The 14,425-nt window shown below is 56.6% G+C and carries 18 protein-coding genes and 1 other RNA gene; 4 read left to right on the top strand and 15 right to left on the bottom strand.

The features are described from left to right. Positions 1-8: 8 nt before the first annotated feature. Positions 9-407: a DUF302 domain-containing protein gene (locus RBB77_RS02485; protein WP_353064605.1), complete on the top strand. Its 399-nt coding sequence runs from the start codon at positions 9-11 to the stop codon at positions 405-407. Between the two features lie 24 nt (positions 408-431). Here RBB77_RS02485 and RBB77_RS02480 read toward each other — a convergent pair whose 3' ends face one another. The 6 genes from RBB77_RS02480 to RBB77_RS02455 form a co-directional block, all read right to left on the bottom strand. Then, the gene (locus RBB77_RS02480) at positions 432-998 is read right to left on the bottom strand and encodes a DNA-3-methyladenine glycosylase I (RefSeq protein ID WP_353064604.1); all 567 of its coding nucleotides are present in this window, start codon (positions 996-998) and stop codon (positions 432-434) included. Between the two features lie 108 nt (positions 999-1,106). Further along, positions 1,107-1,973, bottom strand: a complete 867-nt coding sequence (locus tag RBB77_RS02475; RefSeq protein WP_353064603.1) for a class I SAM-dependent methyltransferase — start codon at positions 1,971-1,973, stop codon at positions 1,107-1,109. 78 nt (positions 1,974-2,051) lie between these two features. Continuing rightward, a complete protein-coding gene (gene accD, locus RBB77_RS02470; protein WP_353064602.1) occupies positions 2,052-2,891 on the bottom strand; it encodes an acetyl-CoA carboxylase, carboxyltransferase subunit beta in 840 nt (279 codons plus the stop codon). Positions 2,892-2,972: 81 nt separating this feature from the next. Then, entirely contained in the window at positions 2,973-3,503 is a 531-nt protein-coding gene (locus tag RBB77_RS02465) for a hypothetical protein (RefSeq protein WP_353064601.1), read from the bottom strand. A 5-nt stretch (positions 3,504-3,508) separates the two neighbouring features. Then, complete coding sequence (locus RBB77_RS02460; protein WP_353064600.1) at positions 3,509-4,285, bottom strand: hypothetical protein; 777 nt, start codon at positions 4,283-4,285, stop codon at positions 3,509-3,511. Between the two features lie 30 nt (positions 4,286-4,315). Continuing rightward, positions 4,316-4,483, bottom strand: a complete 168-nt coding sequence (locus RBB77_RS02455) for a hypothetical protein (RefSeq protein ID WP_353064599.1) — start codon at positions 4,481-4,483, stop codon at positions 4,316-4,318. A gap of 281 nt (positions 4,484-4,764) precedes the next feature. On the opposite strand from RBB77_RS02455, the gene RBB77_RS02450 reads away from it, so the two are divergent. After that, a complete protein-coding gene (locus RBB77_RS02450) occupies positions 4,765-5,007 on the top strand; it encodes a hypothetical protein (RefSeq protein ID WP_353064598.1) in 243 nt (80 codons plus the stop codon). 20 nt (positions 5,008-5,027) lie between these two features. Here RBB77_RS02450 and RBB77_RS02445 read toward each other — a convergent pair whose 3' ends face one another. The 6 genes from RBB77_RS02445 to coaBC form a co-directional block, all read right to left on the bottom strand. Then, positions 5,028-5,477, bottom strand: coding sequence for a 23S rRNA (pseudouridine(1915)-N(3))-methyltransferase RlmH (locus tag RBB77_RS02445; RefSeq protein WP_353064597.1), 450 nt, complete (start codon positions 5,475-5,477; stop codon positions 5,028-5,030). Between the two features lie 42 nt (positions 5,478-5,519). Beyond that, positions 5,520-6,062 carry a ribosome silencing factor gene (gene rsfS, locus RBB77_RS02440; RefSeq protein WP_353064596.1) on the bottom strand — a complete coding sequence of 181 codons (543 nt, stop codon included), beginning with the start codon at positions 6,060-6,062 and terminating at the stop codon, positions 5,520-5,522. A 164-nt stretch (positions 6,063-6,226) separates the two neighbouring features. Next, entirely contained in the window at positions 6,227-7,618 is a 1,392-nt protein-coding gene (locus RBB77_RS02435; protein ID WP_353064595.1) for a methyltransferase domain-containing protein, read from the bottom strand. Between the two features lie 153 nt (positions 7,619-7,771). Then, positions 7,772-8,371 (bottom strand): nicotinate-nucleotide adenylyltransferase, encoded by a 600-nt coding sequence (nadD, locus tag RBB77_RS02430; RefSeq protein WP_353064594.1) that lies wholly within the window; start codon positions 8,369-8,371, stop codon positions 7,772-7,774. Positions 8,372-8,398: 27 nt separating this feature from the next. Continuing rightward, positions 8,399-9,034 (bottom strand): hypothetical protein, encoded by a 636-nt coding sequence (locus RBB77_RS02425; protein WP_353064593.1) that lies wholly within the window; start codon positions 9,032-9,034, stop codon positions 8,399-8,401. Between the two features lie 91 nt (positions 9,035-9,125). Then, on the bottom strand, positions 9,126-10,403 hold the full coding sequence (gene coaBC, locus RBB77_RS02420; protein WP_353064592.1) for a bifunctional phosphopantothenoylcysteine decarboxylase/phosphopantothenate--cysteine ligase CoaBC: 1,278 nt from the start codon (positions 10,401-10,403) through the stop codon (positions 9,126-9,128). A 160-nt stretch (positions 10,404-10,563) separates the two neighbouring features. Here coaBC and RBB77_RS02415 point away from each other — a divergent pair, with 160 nt between their 5' ends. After that, positions 10,564-11,586, top strand: a complete 1,023-nt coding sequence (locus RBB77_RS02415) for a proline iminopeptidase-family hydrolase (protein ID WP_353064591.1) — start codon at positions 10,564-10,566, stop codon at positions 11,584-11,586. Between the two features lie 15 nt (positions 11,587-11,601). On the opposite strand, the gene RBB77_RS02410 is transcribed toward RBB77_RS02415, so the two are convergent. Together RBB77_RS02410 and RBB77_RS02405 are read right to left on the bottom strand one after the other, a co-directional pair. Continuing rightward, entirely contained in the window at positions 11,602-12,141 is a 540-nt protein-coding gene (locus RBB77_RS02410) for a hypothetical protein (RefSeq protein WP_353064590.1), read from the bottom strand. Between the two features lie 53 nt (positions 12,142-12,194). Continuing rightward, a complete protein-coding gene (locus tag RBB77_RS02405; protein WP_353064589.1) occupies positions 12,195-12,845 on the bottom strand; it encodes a ribonuclease T2 family protein in 651 nt (216 codons plus the stop codon). 14 nt (positions 12,846-12,859) lie between these two features. Here RBB77_RS02405 and ruvA point away from each other — a divergent pair, with 14 nt between their 5' ends. Then, on the top strand, positions 12,860-13,510 hold the full coding sequence (gene ruvA / locus RBB77_RS02400; RefSeq protein WP_353064588.1) for a Holliday junction branch migration protein RuvA: 651 nt from the start codon (positions 12,860-12,862) through the stop codon (positions 13,508-13,510). 222 nt (positions 13,511-13,732) lie between these two features. Here the strand turns inward: ruvA and rnpB are convergent. After that, positions 13,733-14,190, bottom strand: an RNA gene (rnpB, locus tag RBB77_RS02395) — RNase P RNA component class A. Positions 14,191-14,425: the final 235 nt, after the last annotated feature.

Here is a 14,425-nt window from a genome sequence, read left to right as displayed (position 1 = left end):
GTTGACCCGTGACTGACCAGGAGACCAATGAAGGCATCAAAACCTGTACCAGCCGTTACTCTGTCGACGAAACTGTCTCCCGAATCGAAGCGCTACTCAAAGAAAAGGGCGTCAAGCTGTTTGCCGTAGTGGATCACTCCGGCGAGGCTGCCGCAGCAGGCATCGAGATGCACCCAACGAAGCTGTTGATCTTCGGAAGCCCGAAAGCGGGAACTCCGGTTATGCTCGCGGCGCCCAGCGCGGCGCTCGATCTTCCTCTCAAGATCCTCGTCGCTGAAGAAGCCGATGGCAAAGTGCTGCTCTCTTGGAATGATCCGGAATGGCTACAGCGGCGGCACGGCTTTTCGCAGGAGCTGACCGCAAATCTGGCCGCCGCGGGAATGCTCGCGGCCAAAGCCGCGCAATAGTCCGATCCGCGAAGTCCATACCGCTCAGCGCGCTTTACGGCGGAAACAATCTGCGCTGTGGTCATTGACGACACCGACAGCCTGCAGCCACGCGTACACGATCACAGGGCCGACAAACTTGAAGCCACGCTTCTTCAGTGCCGCAGAGATCTCCTCAGACAGCGGAGTCTTCGCCGGCACTGGCCCGCTGTTTTGAATCGGCTTATTGCCGGCAAACTTCCAGACGTAGGTCGAGAAGTCCTCCCCCGCATCAGCCATCGCTACATAGATCTTTGCTCCGTTGATGGTCGCTTCAATCTTGGCGCGTGACCGAATGATGCCCTCATTCTGTAGCAGACGCTCAATGTCCGCCTCTCCCATTCGCGCCACCTTTTTAGGATCGAAGTTATAGAAGGCCTTGCGAAAGGCCTCGCGCTTACGCAGGATAGTGATCCAGGAGAGTCCCGCCTGAAATCCCTCGAGCATCAGCGTCTCCCACAGCACGCGGCTGTCGCGCTCCGGCACGCCCCACTCTTCATCGTGGTATGCCTGCATCAGCGGATCGTTCTCAGCCCATTTGCAGCGATGGGTCGCGGTGCTCTCTTTCGTCATACCATCCTCGAAAAAGGAATCAGCTGGTCGGTTGTCTTCATAAGACATAATCGCCGACGCAGACTACTTCTATCAATGTGGCGCGAAAACCGTGTCGGCCATCAAAGCTTACAGCCACGCGCTCAGCAGTCTTCCGGCGCTGCCGAGCGCCCGTAAATTATCCGCTCGACTATCGAAGTAACGCGCGTTGATCTCGGGGGAGCCAAGATCTTCGAGGTTGTAAAAAGCATCGAGTTCTGCGGCGATCTTAGACGGCGTGAAGAATAGTTGGAACGGTTCCCCCGCTAATTGAACCCGAGACGCCAGGGAGTCGTAAGCCAGCTGTTCGCGGAATGGAAGTGCCGATCGAGGTTGTGCGTAATCGAGAACAAGACCCGAACCGCGCGGCCGGGAGGCGATGAAATCTAATGTTGACCGAAAAGCCCCGTGGGTCAGATAGGGCACAACCCCCAACCATGCAAAGAAGGTGGCGGCTTCCGAATCAAAGCCAGCAGCACGCAGCTGCGTGGGCAGATCCTGTGTCTCAAAATCGACAGGAGCGTACACAAGATTTTTGGGCGAAGACAGTGTGCTTTCAGCCAATAACTCCCGCTTCCAACTCTGTGTTGCAGGATGGTCGACTTCAAAGACCCGTAGATCGGAGTAAGGATTGCGATGCGCGAAGGTATCGAGGCCCGCTCCCAGAAGAACGTACTGAGTAACTCCCAGTGCCACCGCATCTCTGAGCATGTCTTCTGCATAGCGGCTGCGCGCCACAATAAATGCACGCAGAGCAATAGAGAAAGGCCGATCCGGACGGATCGGCGTACGCCGCAGCTCCTCGGCATATCTCTCTCCCAGGATCGCGACTGCGATTGGATCGTCGAGGACGAGGGGTTTCGCATCATAGAGTTGATGCGCTGCGCGACGCAGCGCCACGCGAAGAGCAGTACGGGATGGAACTACGGCCTGCATTCGCTTTAAGTGTAGCGACATCCTTACAAGACATGTCGCATCAGCGATGAATTCGCATCCCAACGGGAAAATATTCAGACAAAGATGAACCAGTCGCGCCTAAGAACCCATCCAGCTCAGGGTCTGCGACAGGTACTGTTTCATCTCCTTGCGCGAAACAATCGCATCAAGGAATCCATGCTCCAGCAGAAACTCAGAGCGCTGGAAACCTTCCGGCAGCTTCTGCCGAATAGTCTGTTCGATGACTCTAGGCCCCGCGAAACCGATCAGCGCTCCAGGCTCGGCAATGTTCAGGTCACCAAGCATCGCGAAGCTCGCGGTGACGCCACCGGTCGTAGGATCGGTCATCACGGAGATGTACGGAATCTTCGCATCGTCCATCCGCCCCAACCCGGCAGAGATCTTCGCCAGCTGCATCAGCGAAGCGATCCCCTCCATCATTCGAGCACCGCCCGACGCCGCAACAATAATCAACGGATTGCGTGTAGCCAGCGAGCGGTCCACCGCACGGGCAATTGTCTCTCCCACAACCGCTCCCATGCTTCCGCCAATAAAGCCATACTCCATCACGCTCAAAACAACATTATGTGGCCCAAGCTGTCCAACTGCATTGATGATCGCATCATTCAGGCCCGTCTTGTTCTGCGCCTCGGCAAGACGCCGCTTGTAGGGCTTCAAGTCGGTAAAGTTCAACGGATCGGTAGAACGAAGTTCCAGGTCGACCAGCTCGTAGCCCGGCTCGAGGAGATTTTCGATACGCGTGCGAGCATCGATCCGAAAGTGATGACCGCAGTGCCAGCACACCTTCTGGTTGGCCTCAAGCTCCGCCTTGAACAGAATCTTGCCGCAGTCGGGGCAACGAATCCACAGACCTTCGGTACGAACCGTCTTCTCCGAGTCGTTGACGATCTCGTTATCTTCGCGCTTGAACCAACTCATCCTTGCATGCCCTTTCGACCGTCGCCCTGCCTATTGTAACGACTGAACAGGGTGCGCGGTGCGGTGGTCGTTGAGTTGGAATCAGAGCGCTTCGGCGAGGCGAGAGTAGAGGCCGGCATGATTGGTCTCATACAGAACAAGAAGCCTCTGCCGCATCAGGTAGTACGAAGAAGCCACTTCGTGAAGATAGAAGGGAACCCGCATCTTTTGTCTGCCGAAGAAGGTCGCTAGCATGATCTGAGTAACTGCACGACGCAACTGCAATCCATCGCGGCGCATACGTTCGGCGATGATGATGCCTTCGTCAAAGTTCCAGCGTTCCACATAAGAAGCAAGCGCGATCAAGATCCGGCCATTCTCGCGCATACGCTGAACCCCCTCCAGGCCGCCCATAAGATTCCACATCTCCTCGGGCTCCAGATTGAGAGCATCCTTCTGCGGCACGAGGTGGTTCAGCGCCACCGTCATCACGCCTTTCGACTCAACCCGATGAAGCTGGCCCACCAACTCATCCCACGTACAGCGAGCCAGTCGTCTGGCAGTCAAATAGGAATGCAGGAGCGCAGCACCTAACAGGACAGTAACCAGGGCGGTAATGACTATAGGGGCCATATGGGTTACGTGCGATCGCGGGTCTGAGTGACCTGCTGTAGATCGTACTGCACTCTACTGTGAAGAGCAACCAGATAATCTTTCATTTCTTCCGATAAAGGCGCTCGAACAGTCTCCGGTCTCCAAAAAGAAATGATCCAGTAGCACAAGACTGCAACATACAGAAAAGAAAGGGAATAATCTAGCACATGAAACTCGCGTGTCCAACCCAGGACAATGTGCGCCAGATCGCTCACCAACGCCCCAAAGGCCCAGGCAGTTACCCCCTGAGCCAATGCCATTACATGGTTCCGCCATTCCAGCCCAAGCCTGTTTGCTGCGTAGAGCATCGCGAGGAAGAGTTCGCAGTCCAGAAATGCTGTAAAAAGATTCCCGCGAACCTCCCAAATCCCTAGGGTCGAGTGCGCAAGCGGCTTCACCGCCAGGCAAAGCCCGATAGCAATGGCCGTGCCGATCACTCCCGCGATCACAAACGAGGAGCGCGCATCACGTACCCAACTTCCTGTCGGGCGCAGCACGACTCGTGAGATCTCGAAGATCAGACCGAGTTGAAACAAAATGTCGCCACCACCAAAAATCCAATAGGTGACAGCATAGGCGTGTTGGCTGCCATGTCGCGACACAAGAAAGAGCGTGATCGTGACCATTGCTTCGTAAGCAGCAAAGCAGGTCAGAATAGGAAACTGCTCCCAGCGACGCCTAATCAGCAACACGAAGAGCAGGGCGACGTGCCCGAGGAAGCCCGCCGCCCACAATAGGTTGTCGAGAGCCGATAAATTCATTCCTGCCTCGGTAGAATCACCGAAACGATCTTACAGCCCGGAGAGGGACAGTACGATACTTGCGTAGTCACCAAGCGAGATACCAACCGACACCAACTGTGGATGCGGATTGGTGCCCATGATATTTGCGAACGAGGGAACAGCAGTGGTGAAGAGGACGGCGGCGGTGAGAGCGAGATTGCGGATCGACTTATTCATGGGGAAGGCTCCTGGAGCGCAAATGTGCGCCTGCACCAGCGTAGGCCATGGAAGCTTCCTGAATAAAGAAAAACCCGCGCTAAACCTACACAAAAGAGTTATCTATTGTGGGATGGACGCTAATAGTTTCCTCATTTAGGACGACCACTCTCGCGACCAGAAGGCTTTCTCAAACAGTTCCCGAAGACGATTCTCGGCCCAAGTGAAGCGGAGGCAACAGATACCTCGCGCAACATTCTGCTCCGTCCATGTATCGTGGGTCACAAGGCCGCGGAGGTCAATTGCCGTACATCTATATCGACAAGGTCTTCCATGAGCTCAGGTCGGAGCTGCTATCCGCCATGCACTCTGCCCTCGAGGCGCAGGGACGCAAAGGCCAGGTCGACGTGGACCGGCTCTATCGTGCATTCACTCGCGCGGCCGCCGGTAAATGCGCGAATCCACAACGCGTCTCCGAGAAATGCGTAGCAGAGACGATGACCGCCAAACCTCGCAAGGCCAAAGACGCTCGCATTGACGAGTAGAGATACACCAGTCTCTAAAGTCAGTGACCTGAATGATAGGGGTGGCCTGCCAGGATGGTAAAGGCGCGGTAGACTTGCTCGGCCACAACGACCCTGGCCAGTTGATGGGGCAGAGTCATGAGCCCCAGGGAGAGAAGAAGATCGGCGCGCTGTTTGGCCGCAGCAGACCATCCATCCGCCGGACCGATGGCGAATACCACCCGCTGGGTTCCCTCATCACGAAGCCGCCCGACCTGACCGGCAAACTCCTCAGAGCTATACTGCCGCCCGCGACTGTCAAACAGAATCGCATAGGCACGGGTGCGACCCTGCTGCCGTTCGATCCACTCAAGCAGCGCCTTTTCCGATTCAAACGCCTGCGATTCGCAAGGAGTATATCGAGCAATGCGGCTGACATAGTCGTCGAACCACCGTCCCCCGGCCTCGGGGAGCGATCGCGTCGATAGAACCGCTGCGAGCGTGATCTTCATACTTAGTCAGAATCTACCGCTCATCGATCGAGCATCAAGAGATCACTTCTTTGGAGCTTTCTTCGCTGGCGTCTTTCTCGCCGGAGCTTTGGCCACCGTCTTCTTCGAGGTGCTTTTCTTAGTCGCTGCCTTTTTGGGAGCGGCCACAATAGCCTTCTTAACAGCCTTTTTAGCCGCGACCTTCACAGCCGCTTTTTTGACCGTCGTCTTGGCGCGACTTTCCTTGATACGGGCGGCTACCTCTGCATCAAGATCGGCCACACTGATCGTAGTCGCTGATTTTCGCAGTCGCTCAAGACCGTAAAACGCGCGTTTCTCGGCCGAAAACACATGAACGATGAAATCGACATAGTCCATCAAGATCCATTCACCCTGGCGACGCCCTTCGACAGAGTTGGGATAAACACCGAACTCGCGCTTCAGGCGAAGCTCGATCTCATCTGTGATCGCCACGTTCTGCCGTTCATTGGTTCCGTTGCAGATCAGGAAGTAATCGGTCAGGCCGCTCTCGGCCGGATCCAGCGCGAGAATGCGAATATCTTCAGCTTTCTTGTCTTCACACGCGGCCGCGGCGGCGAGCAGCAATTGGTTACTTTCAATTGAGGGCATGAGACTCCTTGGACTTCCATGGTAGCGGGTCGCGCCTCCAGAAGCCAGCCTTTACGCGGACGATAACGACCTCGTATCTCTCAGACGGGCGAGCTCCCGCTCCGCAACAAGCGGGTTTCAAGCCAATGCAGAAGCCCGCGCTATCTCTTTCGAAGGTGAAAGAGGATTCGACCATTGGCCAGAGTCAGCTCCTCAGAGACTGAGAAGTCGTCATAGAAGGCCTCGCGAAAGGATGCCTCGGTAATGTGCTCGTAGAGTGCCGCACGGCCCCGGAGAAGCTCCTGAAATTTAGGATCCGTCGGTGGCACCCATTCCACGATCAGGTGTTGCGTGGTCAGCTTGCTACAGAGCGCGGCGACACTCTTCATTGGTATCTGGTTGTGAAGCAGTAGATGGTGCAACACCGCAAGCATCATCACGGTATCGAATTGGCCGACACAGCGATCCAGAAAGGACGCGCTCTCGCGATTCTCCCAACCAGCCGCCGGGGTAGGATGTGCAAGATCGACACAGAGCGGAAGAATGTTCTTCCCGCTCACCTTCAGACCCGCGAATAAACGATCGACCGCCTGCAGATCGGTGTCGATCGATACCACCTCGGCTCCCGCGTCTGCCGCCAGGTTTGAGTAAACCCCCGTATTGCAACCCACGTCGAGCGCTTTCGAAGGCCGTGCTTTCCCCAGTGCGACCCTCACAAACCTTCGCTTTTCCTCGTGATCGTCGTCGCTGTAGTGGTTCGCGGTCTCAGCATAATCCGACCAGGTCGAGGAGCGATGAGCCGGTGTCACCTTCCGCATCTGCTTCAGTAGAGTTTTCAACGTCCTGAGCAGAATCTCTTTCGCAAGACCGGGATCCTTTACCGATCGCGTTGCAACCGCGCCGGAACTTCCCTTCTTTGTCTTCGCCAACAGAGAAGGGAGCGTGACAGCTGACAGCGCAGGTCGCGTGATCCGCGAAGCCAACGAGAGCGCGGGATAGACCTCCTCCGGTTCATATCCATCGCGGCGCGTCAGCGAAAGTTGCAGCGGCCATCCCAGACGTGAGTGAGCCAGCATCGGCAAGAGAAACGTCCGAACGAACTGGCCATAGGCGAGCCAGATTGGTTGGTGCGGATCGACACGCTCGATGGAAAGCACATCGACGAAGACCGGCCGTGCTCCTCGAAACAGCACATTCAGCGGCGTTGCATCCTTCAGCTGCCAACCGTCCTTGACCAGGTCGCTGCACAGAGTCAACGTAAGCTCCGCCGCGGCAAGCCACATCCCCGGACTCCACTCCCAGGGATAGGATTGAAACGAAATGCGCGGATGGCGCAGCACCAGCGTCTCCGCATCTGTCCCCGAAACGATCTCGCTGGCTACAAGCCGTCCCTGCGCGACCAGTTCGGACGCGAGCGGCAATTCCAGGAAGGCGAGAATCTCTGTGTCGAAAGGAGCGTAAATGCTCCGGTATGCTCCGTCAGGACGAACCTCGACGCTGCCCGCAGGATCGCGAAAGGTAGGAAGGGCGGGGAGTGTCAAAAATTCTGTCATCAAATATCACAATTCTGCTCTTGCGAGTGCAATGGATCCAACAAATAAAAGGGACGCTGGTTAGGCGCACATCTGTACAGACATACTTCTGCTCAAGAAAGTTTCGGAGAAAAACGAAGTTTCTCTCCCGTTCGAAAACTAAATGGATTCGCGCTATTGGTAAAGGTGGTGGCTCTGTATGTAATCCAAAACGGCCGGCGCGATCAGATCGCGACAAGGATCACCCGTCTCCAGTCGACCGCGAAGTCCGGTCGCGGCAATATCTTCATGAACGTTGTTCAGAACGTGTACACGGCTCTGCTGATGCACATCGAGCCCCAACAAAGAGAGGCTCCCAATCTCGAACCCTGGCCGGCTCACAACAATCCACTCAGCCAGTTCCAGTAGGCGTGCTGGCTCGTGCCATCGCGGCAGGCTCAGGAAACTGTCCGCTCCCACCAGATTGAAGCGCTTAGCCTCCGGCATCCTCCGCTCTAATTCGCTCAAAGTCTCCACCGTGTAGTTCGGCAACCCGTCGGCCCGGGGCGCATCGATCTCCGATGCCGTAAATCGAGAATCCTCAAGGCACGCAAGCTCGACCATCGCAAGCCGGTCCTCAAAAGAAGTGACCGTCCCATCAAGCTTCAGGGGCTGACGGCCCGCAGGAGCGAACAAAACAGAATCCAGTCGAAGCGCATTCGCCGCCGCCGTAGCGATGGCAAGATGACCATGATGCGGCGGGTCGAAACTGCCACCGAAGAGAGCTACGCGCATGAACTATTCTCTCGCGAACCGTCGCTACTAGAACGGAAGATGGAACACGAAGCCCATGCTGACCTGTTTGATCGGATAGTTATGGCTATTGTTGCCGAAGGGATCAAGACCCCCATAGCCGAACTCGGCGACGCGGTAGTCAAGGACGGGCAGCAGCTTGATATCCAGCCCCGCCAATCCCTCATATTCAAAGTTGTTGTAAAGGATATCCTGGCCGGTGGATGTGGTATTCGAGAGACCATAGTCACTCCGACCAAGTCCAACCGAACCTTGAATATAAGGTTTAAGCCAGTTCTTCGGTGTATGAATGACGCCGCGAACCCCTCCGAGTACTGAGTAGATGCGCGTTCCACTGGCGTTGAAGTTGACGTCTGCGCCTCGCTTGGTCGTCAGAATGGTGCCGCGCAAATCCGCCCCCAGCGTGAACGGTCCAACCTTTTTGAAGTCGTAGTAGACTCCGCCCGTCCCACCCAGTGGATCCACCGTGTTGGTGACCGCCGCAGATTTCCCATCTATAAATGGCGGCGGCGCCAGAGGCGAAGACTGAATATTGCTCAGCCGGTCAACGGTGAACATGCCATAAACGCCAAACTGTGCGTGAGCGGAGGCGGTACTGACAACGGCAACGGAGGCAAGAAGGAGAACTGCTTTGCGGAAACTCATGTGCCGTTAGTTTACTAGTTGACGCGCCCCGAATGCACCGCCCGCCACGATTTGTGCCCCACACCACCACCGCACACCCAAAGATATCTCCTCAATGAGCAGTCCCGACCCGCAGCTTCAACACCTCGTCCAGGATCCGTTCCGCCATCTCCGCCTTGCTCATCACCGGAAACTCAACCATCCCATCCTTCGTCAAAAAGCTCCCCGCGTTCTGCTCCGAATCGAACCCAATCCCTTCCTTCGAAACATCGTTCACCACCACCGCGTCCACGCCCTTACGCTCCAGCTTGCCGCGCCCATTCGCTATCGCATCCTCGGTCTCCGCCGCGAACCCGACCACCAGCGTCCCATCCCGCCGCCGCCCCACCACCTCGCGCAAAATGTCTACCGTTCCCGCAAGCTCCAACGAAATCGCCTGCGCCCCATCGCGTTTCATCTTCCGGTCCGCAACATCCTTCACCCGATAGTCACTCACCGCCGCAGCCATCACCACCACCGTAGCCTCGTTCAGCTGAGCCATCACAGCCGCCCGCATATCCTCCACGCTCACCACCTGCTCCACCTCAATACCTGCCGGACAAGGCAGCGTCGTCGGAGCACTAATCAACACCACTCTCGCCCCCCGTCGCATCGCCGCCTCCGCGACCGCATATCCCATCCGTCCACTCGATCGGTTCCCGATATACCGCACCGGATCGATCGGCTCCCGCGTCCCACCCGCCGTCACCAGCACCACCTCGCCGGTAAAATCCCGCCGCCCCTGCTGCCCTGCGTCATCTCTCGCATCTTCAGCCAACATCTCCGCAACCGCAGTCACAATCGACGCAGGCTCAGCCAGCCGTCCACCCCCCACCATCCCGCACGCCAGATACCCGCTCCCCGGCTCAATCACCTTCACGCCCCGCGCCCGCAGCGTGGCCACATTCGCCTGCACTGCAGGATGCTCCCACATATTCACATTCATCGCCGGAGCCACAATCACCGGAGCCGTCGTTGCCAAATACATCGTCGAAAGAAAATCATCCGCCAGTCCATGCGCAAACTTCGCCAGCATATTCGCCGTCGCCGGAGCCACCACCAGCAGCCTCGTCGACTGTGCCGCCTGTATATGCTCCACGCTGCTATGCTCGGCCTCGGGATCTTCCTCAGCAGAACCCGTCCCGGCCTCCTCGCTCCACAACGAAGTAATCACCCTATGCCCCGAGATCGCTGCAAACGTCAGCGGAGTCACAAACTTCTCCGCAGCAGCCGTCATCACCACATGCGGGTCGTACCCTGCATCCTGCAACAGCCGCACCAGCTCCACAGACTTATAGGCCGCAATCCCCCCGCAAACCCCAACCGTAACCTTGATACGTTCTGCCTTCATATCTTCTTCTCTCTTTACCATCTCGAGCACACAACTCTATCGTACCGAAGCCACTTCCGAGAACAGAGCCCGTCTACCCAATCCCACTTTCGATATGATTTCAAACAAGAACCGTTGAATCGCACACAATCATCCCGCGAAATCAACTCAAGGGGCGTTCGTGAATCGTCGTAGTTTCCTGGCTTCAACCGCTGCATCCGTACTAGCCACCGCGACTGGCAATAAAGCCCTGGCATCTGTCTCCACCCCGCAGTTGTCTCGCTACACCGCGCCGCCTAGAGACACTCTGAATCCGCAGGGTATCCGCACTGCAGGAATCCGTATGGTTCCTGTCGTCCAAGGCAAGTACAAGGTGTGGACCAAGCGGCTCGGCAGCGGTTCCACCAAGGTGTTGCTGCTCCACGGCGGCCCCGGCTTCAGTCACGAGTATCTCGAAGCGATGGAGTCCTTCCTGCCCGACGCAGGCATCGAGATCTACTACTACGACCAACTCGGCTGCAACAACTCCGACCAGCCCGACGACCCTTCCCTATGGACACTCGCCCGCTACACCGAAGAAGTCGAAGAGGTGCGTCGCGGCCTCGGGCTCGATCAGTTCGTCCTCTACGGCCACTCCTGGGGCGGCATCCTCGCCATCGAGTACGCCCTCAAATACCAGCAGCACCTCAAGGGCCTCGTCATCTCAAACATGACCGCCGGTACGCAGTCTTATCTCAAGCGCACGGCCAAACTGAAGCACCAGCTTCTCTCCCCAACCTCTCTCAGGACTTTGGAAGCACTCGAAGCAAAGAACGCCTACGACTCCCCCGAATACGAAAAGATCATGATGACGGAGCTCTACCCTCAGATGATCTGCCGCACCAAACCCTGGCCCGAGCCCGTCGACCGCGCCTTCCGCCACTCCAATCAAAAGATCTACAACCAGATGCAGGGCGTCAGCGAGTTCGTCGTCACCGGCAACCTCAAAGACTGGGAGCGCTGGGACCGCCTGCACGAGATCAAAACCAAAGCCCTCACCATCGGCGCACGCTACGACGAGATGGACCCCAAGGACATGACAAAGATGGCCACCCTCATGCCCAACGCATCCTCCTTCATCTGCCCCGACGGCAGCCATCTCTGCATGTGGGACGACCAAGCCTTCTACTTCAAAAACCTTCTAAGCTATCTGCAAACCTTATAGCCCTTGGTGTTGATCTTAGGGGGAAACATTAGCTGAAGGGCTTGAACCGCATTGGTCCTGATTACTGAAGGCGCCGCCGCCTGCCTTAACCCAACCGACTGATCCATCCGTTCGTTTAACCCGGACCCACCACGTGGTCTTCGGTTGACGTTTGTCTCCTGCCTCCGCATCGTAAGTCTTCCCGTTAAACCAGATCAGCCAATAAGACTCCCCTTCGTAATGAAGAACGTAGAAAACATCCCCTGGATGAATACTGGCCTCTGGAACATCACGGCTCGCAACAATCCGCAACGGTATGGAATATGTTGCACCATCTAGCGCCTGAACCCACTCTCCCTTCGCAAGTTGAGAGACCTTTTTGCCATTGGGCTGGTCAAAGACCACCACTGTTCTCTCTGCAAGCCACTTCCGATAGACACAGCATTCGAAAGGACAAGCCCCCACATCGATATAAGGGCTGGGCGGTTTCAGAGCAGAAAAAGCGCTCACTCCATGTGTCAGAAGAGTTACGAAAACGAGAATCCTTGCTAGAAAAACTATGTCCTGTCTCTTCATGTGTGAAGTTCTACCTCTTTGAAAGGGTTCTCATGAATATCGGGTTCACGCGATCACTCTCTTGAAGTGGGCAAAATCTTCACGGCCTCCGAATCGCATCCGTGCAGACCCTGACAAGAAATCGGCAACAATCCATCCTTCGCCAGACAAACCTCAACCGCTGTCAGCCGTTCCTTCGCGCAACTCACAACGATGCTTCCTTGCGGGAACGAAGGATTAGCCTTCGCAAACAAATGGAGGATATCTTTCGGCCTCAACGGCTCCTCGTGCTTCAGATCACGCAGCTTCTTCGGAATCCTCACCGAATGAAACGCCTGATGTTCCAACCCAAAGAACTCCTCCGGCGACATCGTCGTACACGTCCCATGTTTCTTCCACTCATGATCCAGCAGCGGAAGGTCGGGAGTGATATCTAAATTCAGCTCAGGGTGCGACGGCCCCGAACGTTCCGCGCAGTTCACCGGATACGATCCGTTGTAGTTCTGCGGCCACAACCCATGCAGCACGAATCCACGTGGTGCCTTACACTCCGAACCCGCCCCCGGAACCGAACAGAACTCCGGTCCCCACGCAAGATTCATCAGATAGAAGTCGAACTTCCCCGGCTCTCCTTTCTCCTGAGCACCGCTACGCAAACAACAAGCCACCAATACCAGCAATGGCAGACAGGTCGCCATAAAACGCCGCACAGAGAAAGTCTTCATAAGCCAACATGCTAATGCAGCACCACCGAACAAACCCAAACCAACACGCTACAATCACCAACAGCATGATCGCCCACCTTCGCGGACGCCTCCTCTCAAAGACTCCCAATCAAGCCATCCTCGAGTGCGCTGGCGTAGGTTACGACGTCACCATCAGCGTCGCCACCTTCTCCGCGCTGCCCAACGAAGGCACCGAAGCCACGCTTCACATCCACACCCACGTCCGCGAAGACCAGATCGCCCTCTTCGGATTCTCTGAAACTCAGGAGAAGCGCCTCTTCGAAAAGCTCCTGACCATCTCCGGCATCGGCCCCAAGCTCGCCATCACGGTCCTCAGCGGCATCGACGCCAGCCGTCTCATCACCGCCATCCGCTCCGGCGATCACGCCACCCTCACCCGCATCCCCGGCATCGGCAAAAAGACCTCCGAACGCGTAGTCCTCGAACTCAAAGACAAACTCGACGACCTCGCCACCGCCATCCCCACCACCACCGGAGGCCCACACCACGGCCCCGCAGGCGACGATGCCCTCTCCGCCTTGGTCAACCTCGGCTACCCCCGCCCCATCGCTCAGAAAGCAATCGAAACTGCCATCACCAAGGACCCCAACGCCGCCCACGACTTCGAAACTCTCTTCCGCGCCGCCATGGCCGCCATCCGCTAAAAATAAATCTCAAAAAGTTGGCGTATTTTTCGTCGCCCAAAAGCGTGCTCTTCCAGCCACGCAAAACACCACAACGTCACCACGTTTCACCATCCAAAACACCACATTACGCAACCATAATTCGCAAAAAACCCAGCAAAAACGCCTCTCCACCACATCCAAAAAAAATACGCAGGAAAATGAGACGGCCCCGAAACCGTTTGAGCGATTTCGAGGCCATAGGTTTGCAGACGGCCCGTAAGCCGAATTCTGTTTTAGACGATCATTCCTCTACGCGACGCATTACTGCGGCGCTTTAGCAACCTACCCGCAAGTTTCGGCTCTCTTTCGAGTCTCTCCGCCTGGGCGCATCGGGCCGATACGCTCACGCCGCCTGAAGAGGAGCGGCGAGATCCCTGCCTATTTGGTCTTGCTCCGTGTGGGGTTTACCCTGCCGCGTCCATTACTGGCCGCGCGGTGCGCTCTTACCGCACCTTTTCACCCTTACCCCAAGCCGCTAACGGATTTACCGAAGTAAATCACCAACCTGAGGCGGTTCATTCTCTGTTGCACTTGCCGTCCAGAGGTCTTGAAACCTCCGTCCCGGACGTTATCCGGCACACTGCCCTGCGGAGTTCGGACTTTCCTCCCCCGCCAAACACCTTTTGGGTGAAGGCGGCAGCGATCATCCAGCCGCCTGCAGGTATAAGTGTATCCCACCGGTTGTTGGGTGGTGGGCAGCTTAGAGTCCGAGATAGTCGAAGTTGCCGAAGCCCCCGTTTTCAAGGAACTACCGGACGTCACTTGTCCGACAAGCCGACCACTCGGCAACTAGCCTTGATCTCATTTGTTGATGAGTGCATCGGCGATTTAGCAACAACTGAGCTTGTACCATGTACTATCGGAAGTTGCCGATTCAAGGCCGCGTCGAACAGG

Source organism: Tunturibacter psychrotolerans, from assembly GCF_040359615.1.
GTDB lineage: Bacteria > Acidobacteriota > Terriglobia > Terriglobales > Acidobacteriaceae > Edaphobacter > Edaphobacter psychrotolerans.
Note: the sequence above shows the minus strand (reverse complement) of the source record. Positions and strands in the feature narration are given on the sequence as shown.

What these genes read in the sequence shown, in the direction of transcription:
- RBB77_RS02480 (WP_353064604.1), bottom strand. Translation starts at nt 998, where the DNA reads ATGACGAAAGAGAGCACCGCGACCCATCGCTGCAAATGGGCTGAGAAC.
- RBB77_RS02475 (WP_353064603.1), bottom strand. Translation starts at nt 1,973, where the DNA reads ATGTCGCTACACTTAAAGCGAATGCAGGCCGTAGTTCCATCCCGTACT.
- accD (WP_353064602.1), bottom strand. Translation starts at nt 2,891, where the DNA reads ATGAGTTGGTTCAAGCGCGAAGATAACGAGATCGTCAACGACTCGGAG.
- RBB77_RS02465 (WP_353064601.1), bottom strand. Translation starts at nt 3,503, where the DNA reads ATGGCCCCTATAGTCATTACCGCCCTGGTTACTGTCCTGTTAGGTGCT.
- RBB77_RS02460 (WP_353064600.1), bottom strand. Translation starts at nt 4,285, where the DNA reads ATGAATTTATCGGCTCTCGACAACCTATTGTGGGCGGCGGGCTTCCTC.
- RBB77_RS02455 (WP_353064599.1), bottom strand. Translation starts at nt 4,483, where the DNA reads ATGAATAAGTCGATCCGCAATCTCGCTCTCACCGCCGCCGTCCTCTTC.
- RBB77_RS02445 (WP_353064597.1), bottom strand. Translation starts at nt 5,477, where the DNA reads ATGAAGATCACGCTCGCAGCGGTTCTATCGACGCGATCGCTCCCCGAG.
- RBB77_RS02435 (WP_353064595.1), bottom strand. Translation starts at nt 7,618, where the DNA reads ATGACAGAATTTTTGACACTCCCCGCCCTTCCTACCTTTCGCGATCCT.
- nadD (WP_353064594.1), bottom strand. Translation starts at nt 8,371, where the DNA reads ATGCGCGTAGCTCTCTTCGGTGGCAGTTTCGACCCGCCGCATCATGGT.
- RBB77_RS02425 (WP_353064593.1), bottom strand. Translation starts at nt 9,034, where the DNA reads ATGAGTTTCCGCAAAGCAGTTCTCCTTCTTGCCTCCGTTGCCGTTGTC.
- coaBC (WP_353064592.1), bottom strand. Translation starts at nt 10,403, where the DNA reads ATGAAGGCAGAACGTATCAAGGTTACGGTTGGGGTTTGCGGGGGGATT.
- RBB77_RS02410 (WP_353064590.1), bottom strand. Translation starts at nt 12,141, where the DNA reads ATGAAGAGACAGGACATAGTTTTTCTAGCAAGGATTCTCGTTTTCGTA.
- RBB77_RS02405 (WP_353064589.1), bottom strand. Translation starts at nt 12,845, where the DNA reads ATGAAGACTTTCTCTGTGCGGCGTTTTATGGCGACCTGTCTGCCATTG.
- ruvA (WP_353064588.1), top strand. Translation starts at nt 12,860, where the DNA reads ATGCAGCACCACCGAACAAACCCAAACCAACACGCTACAATCACCAAC.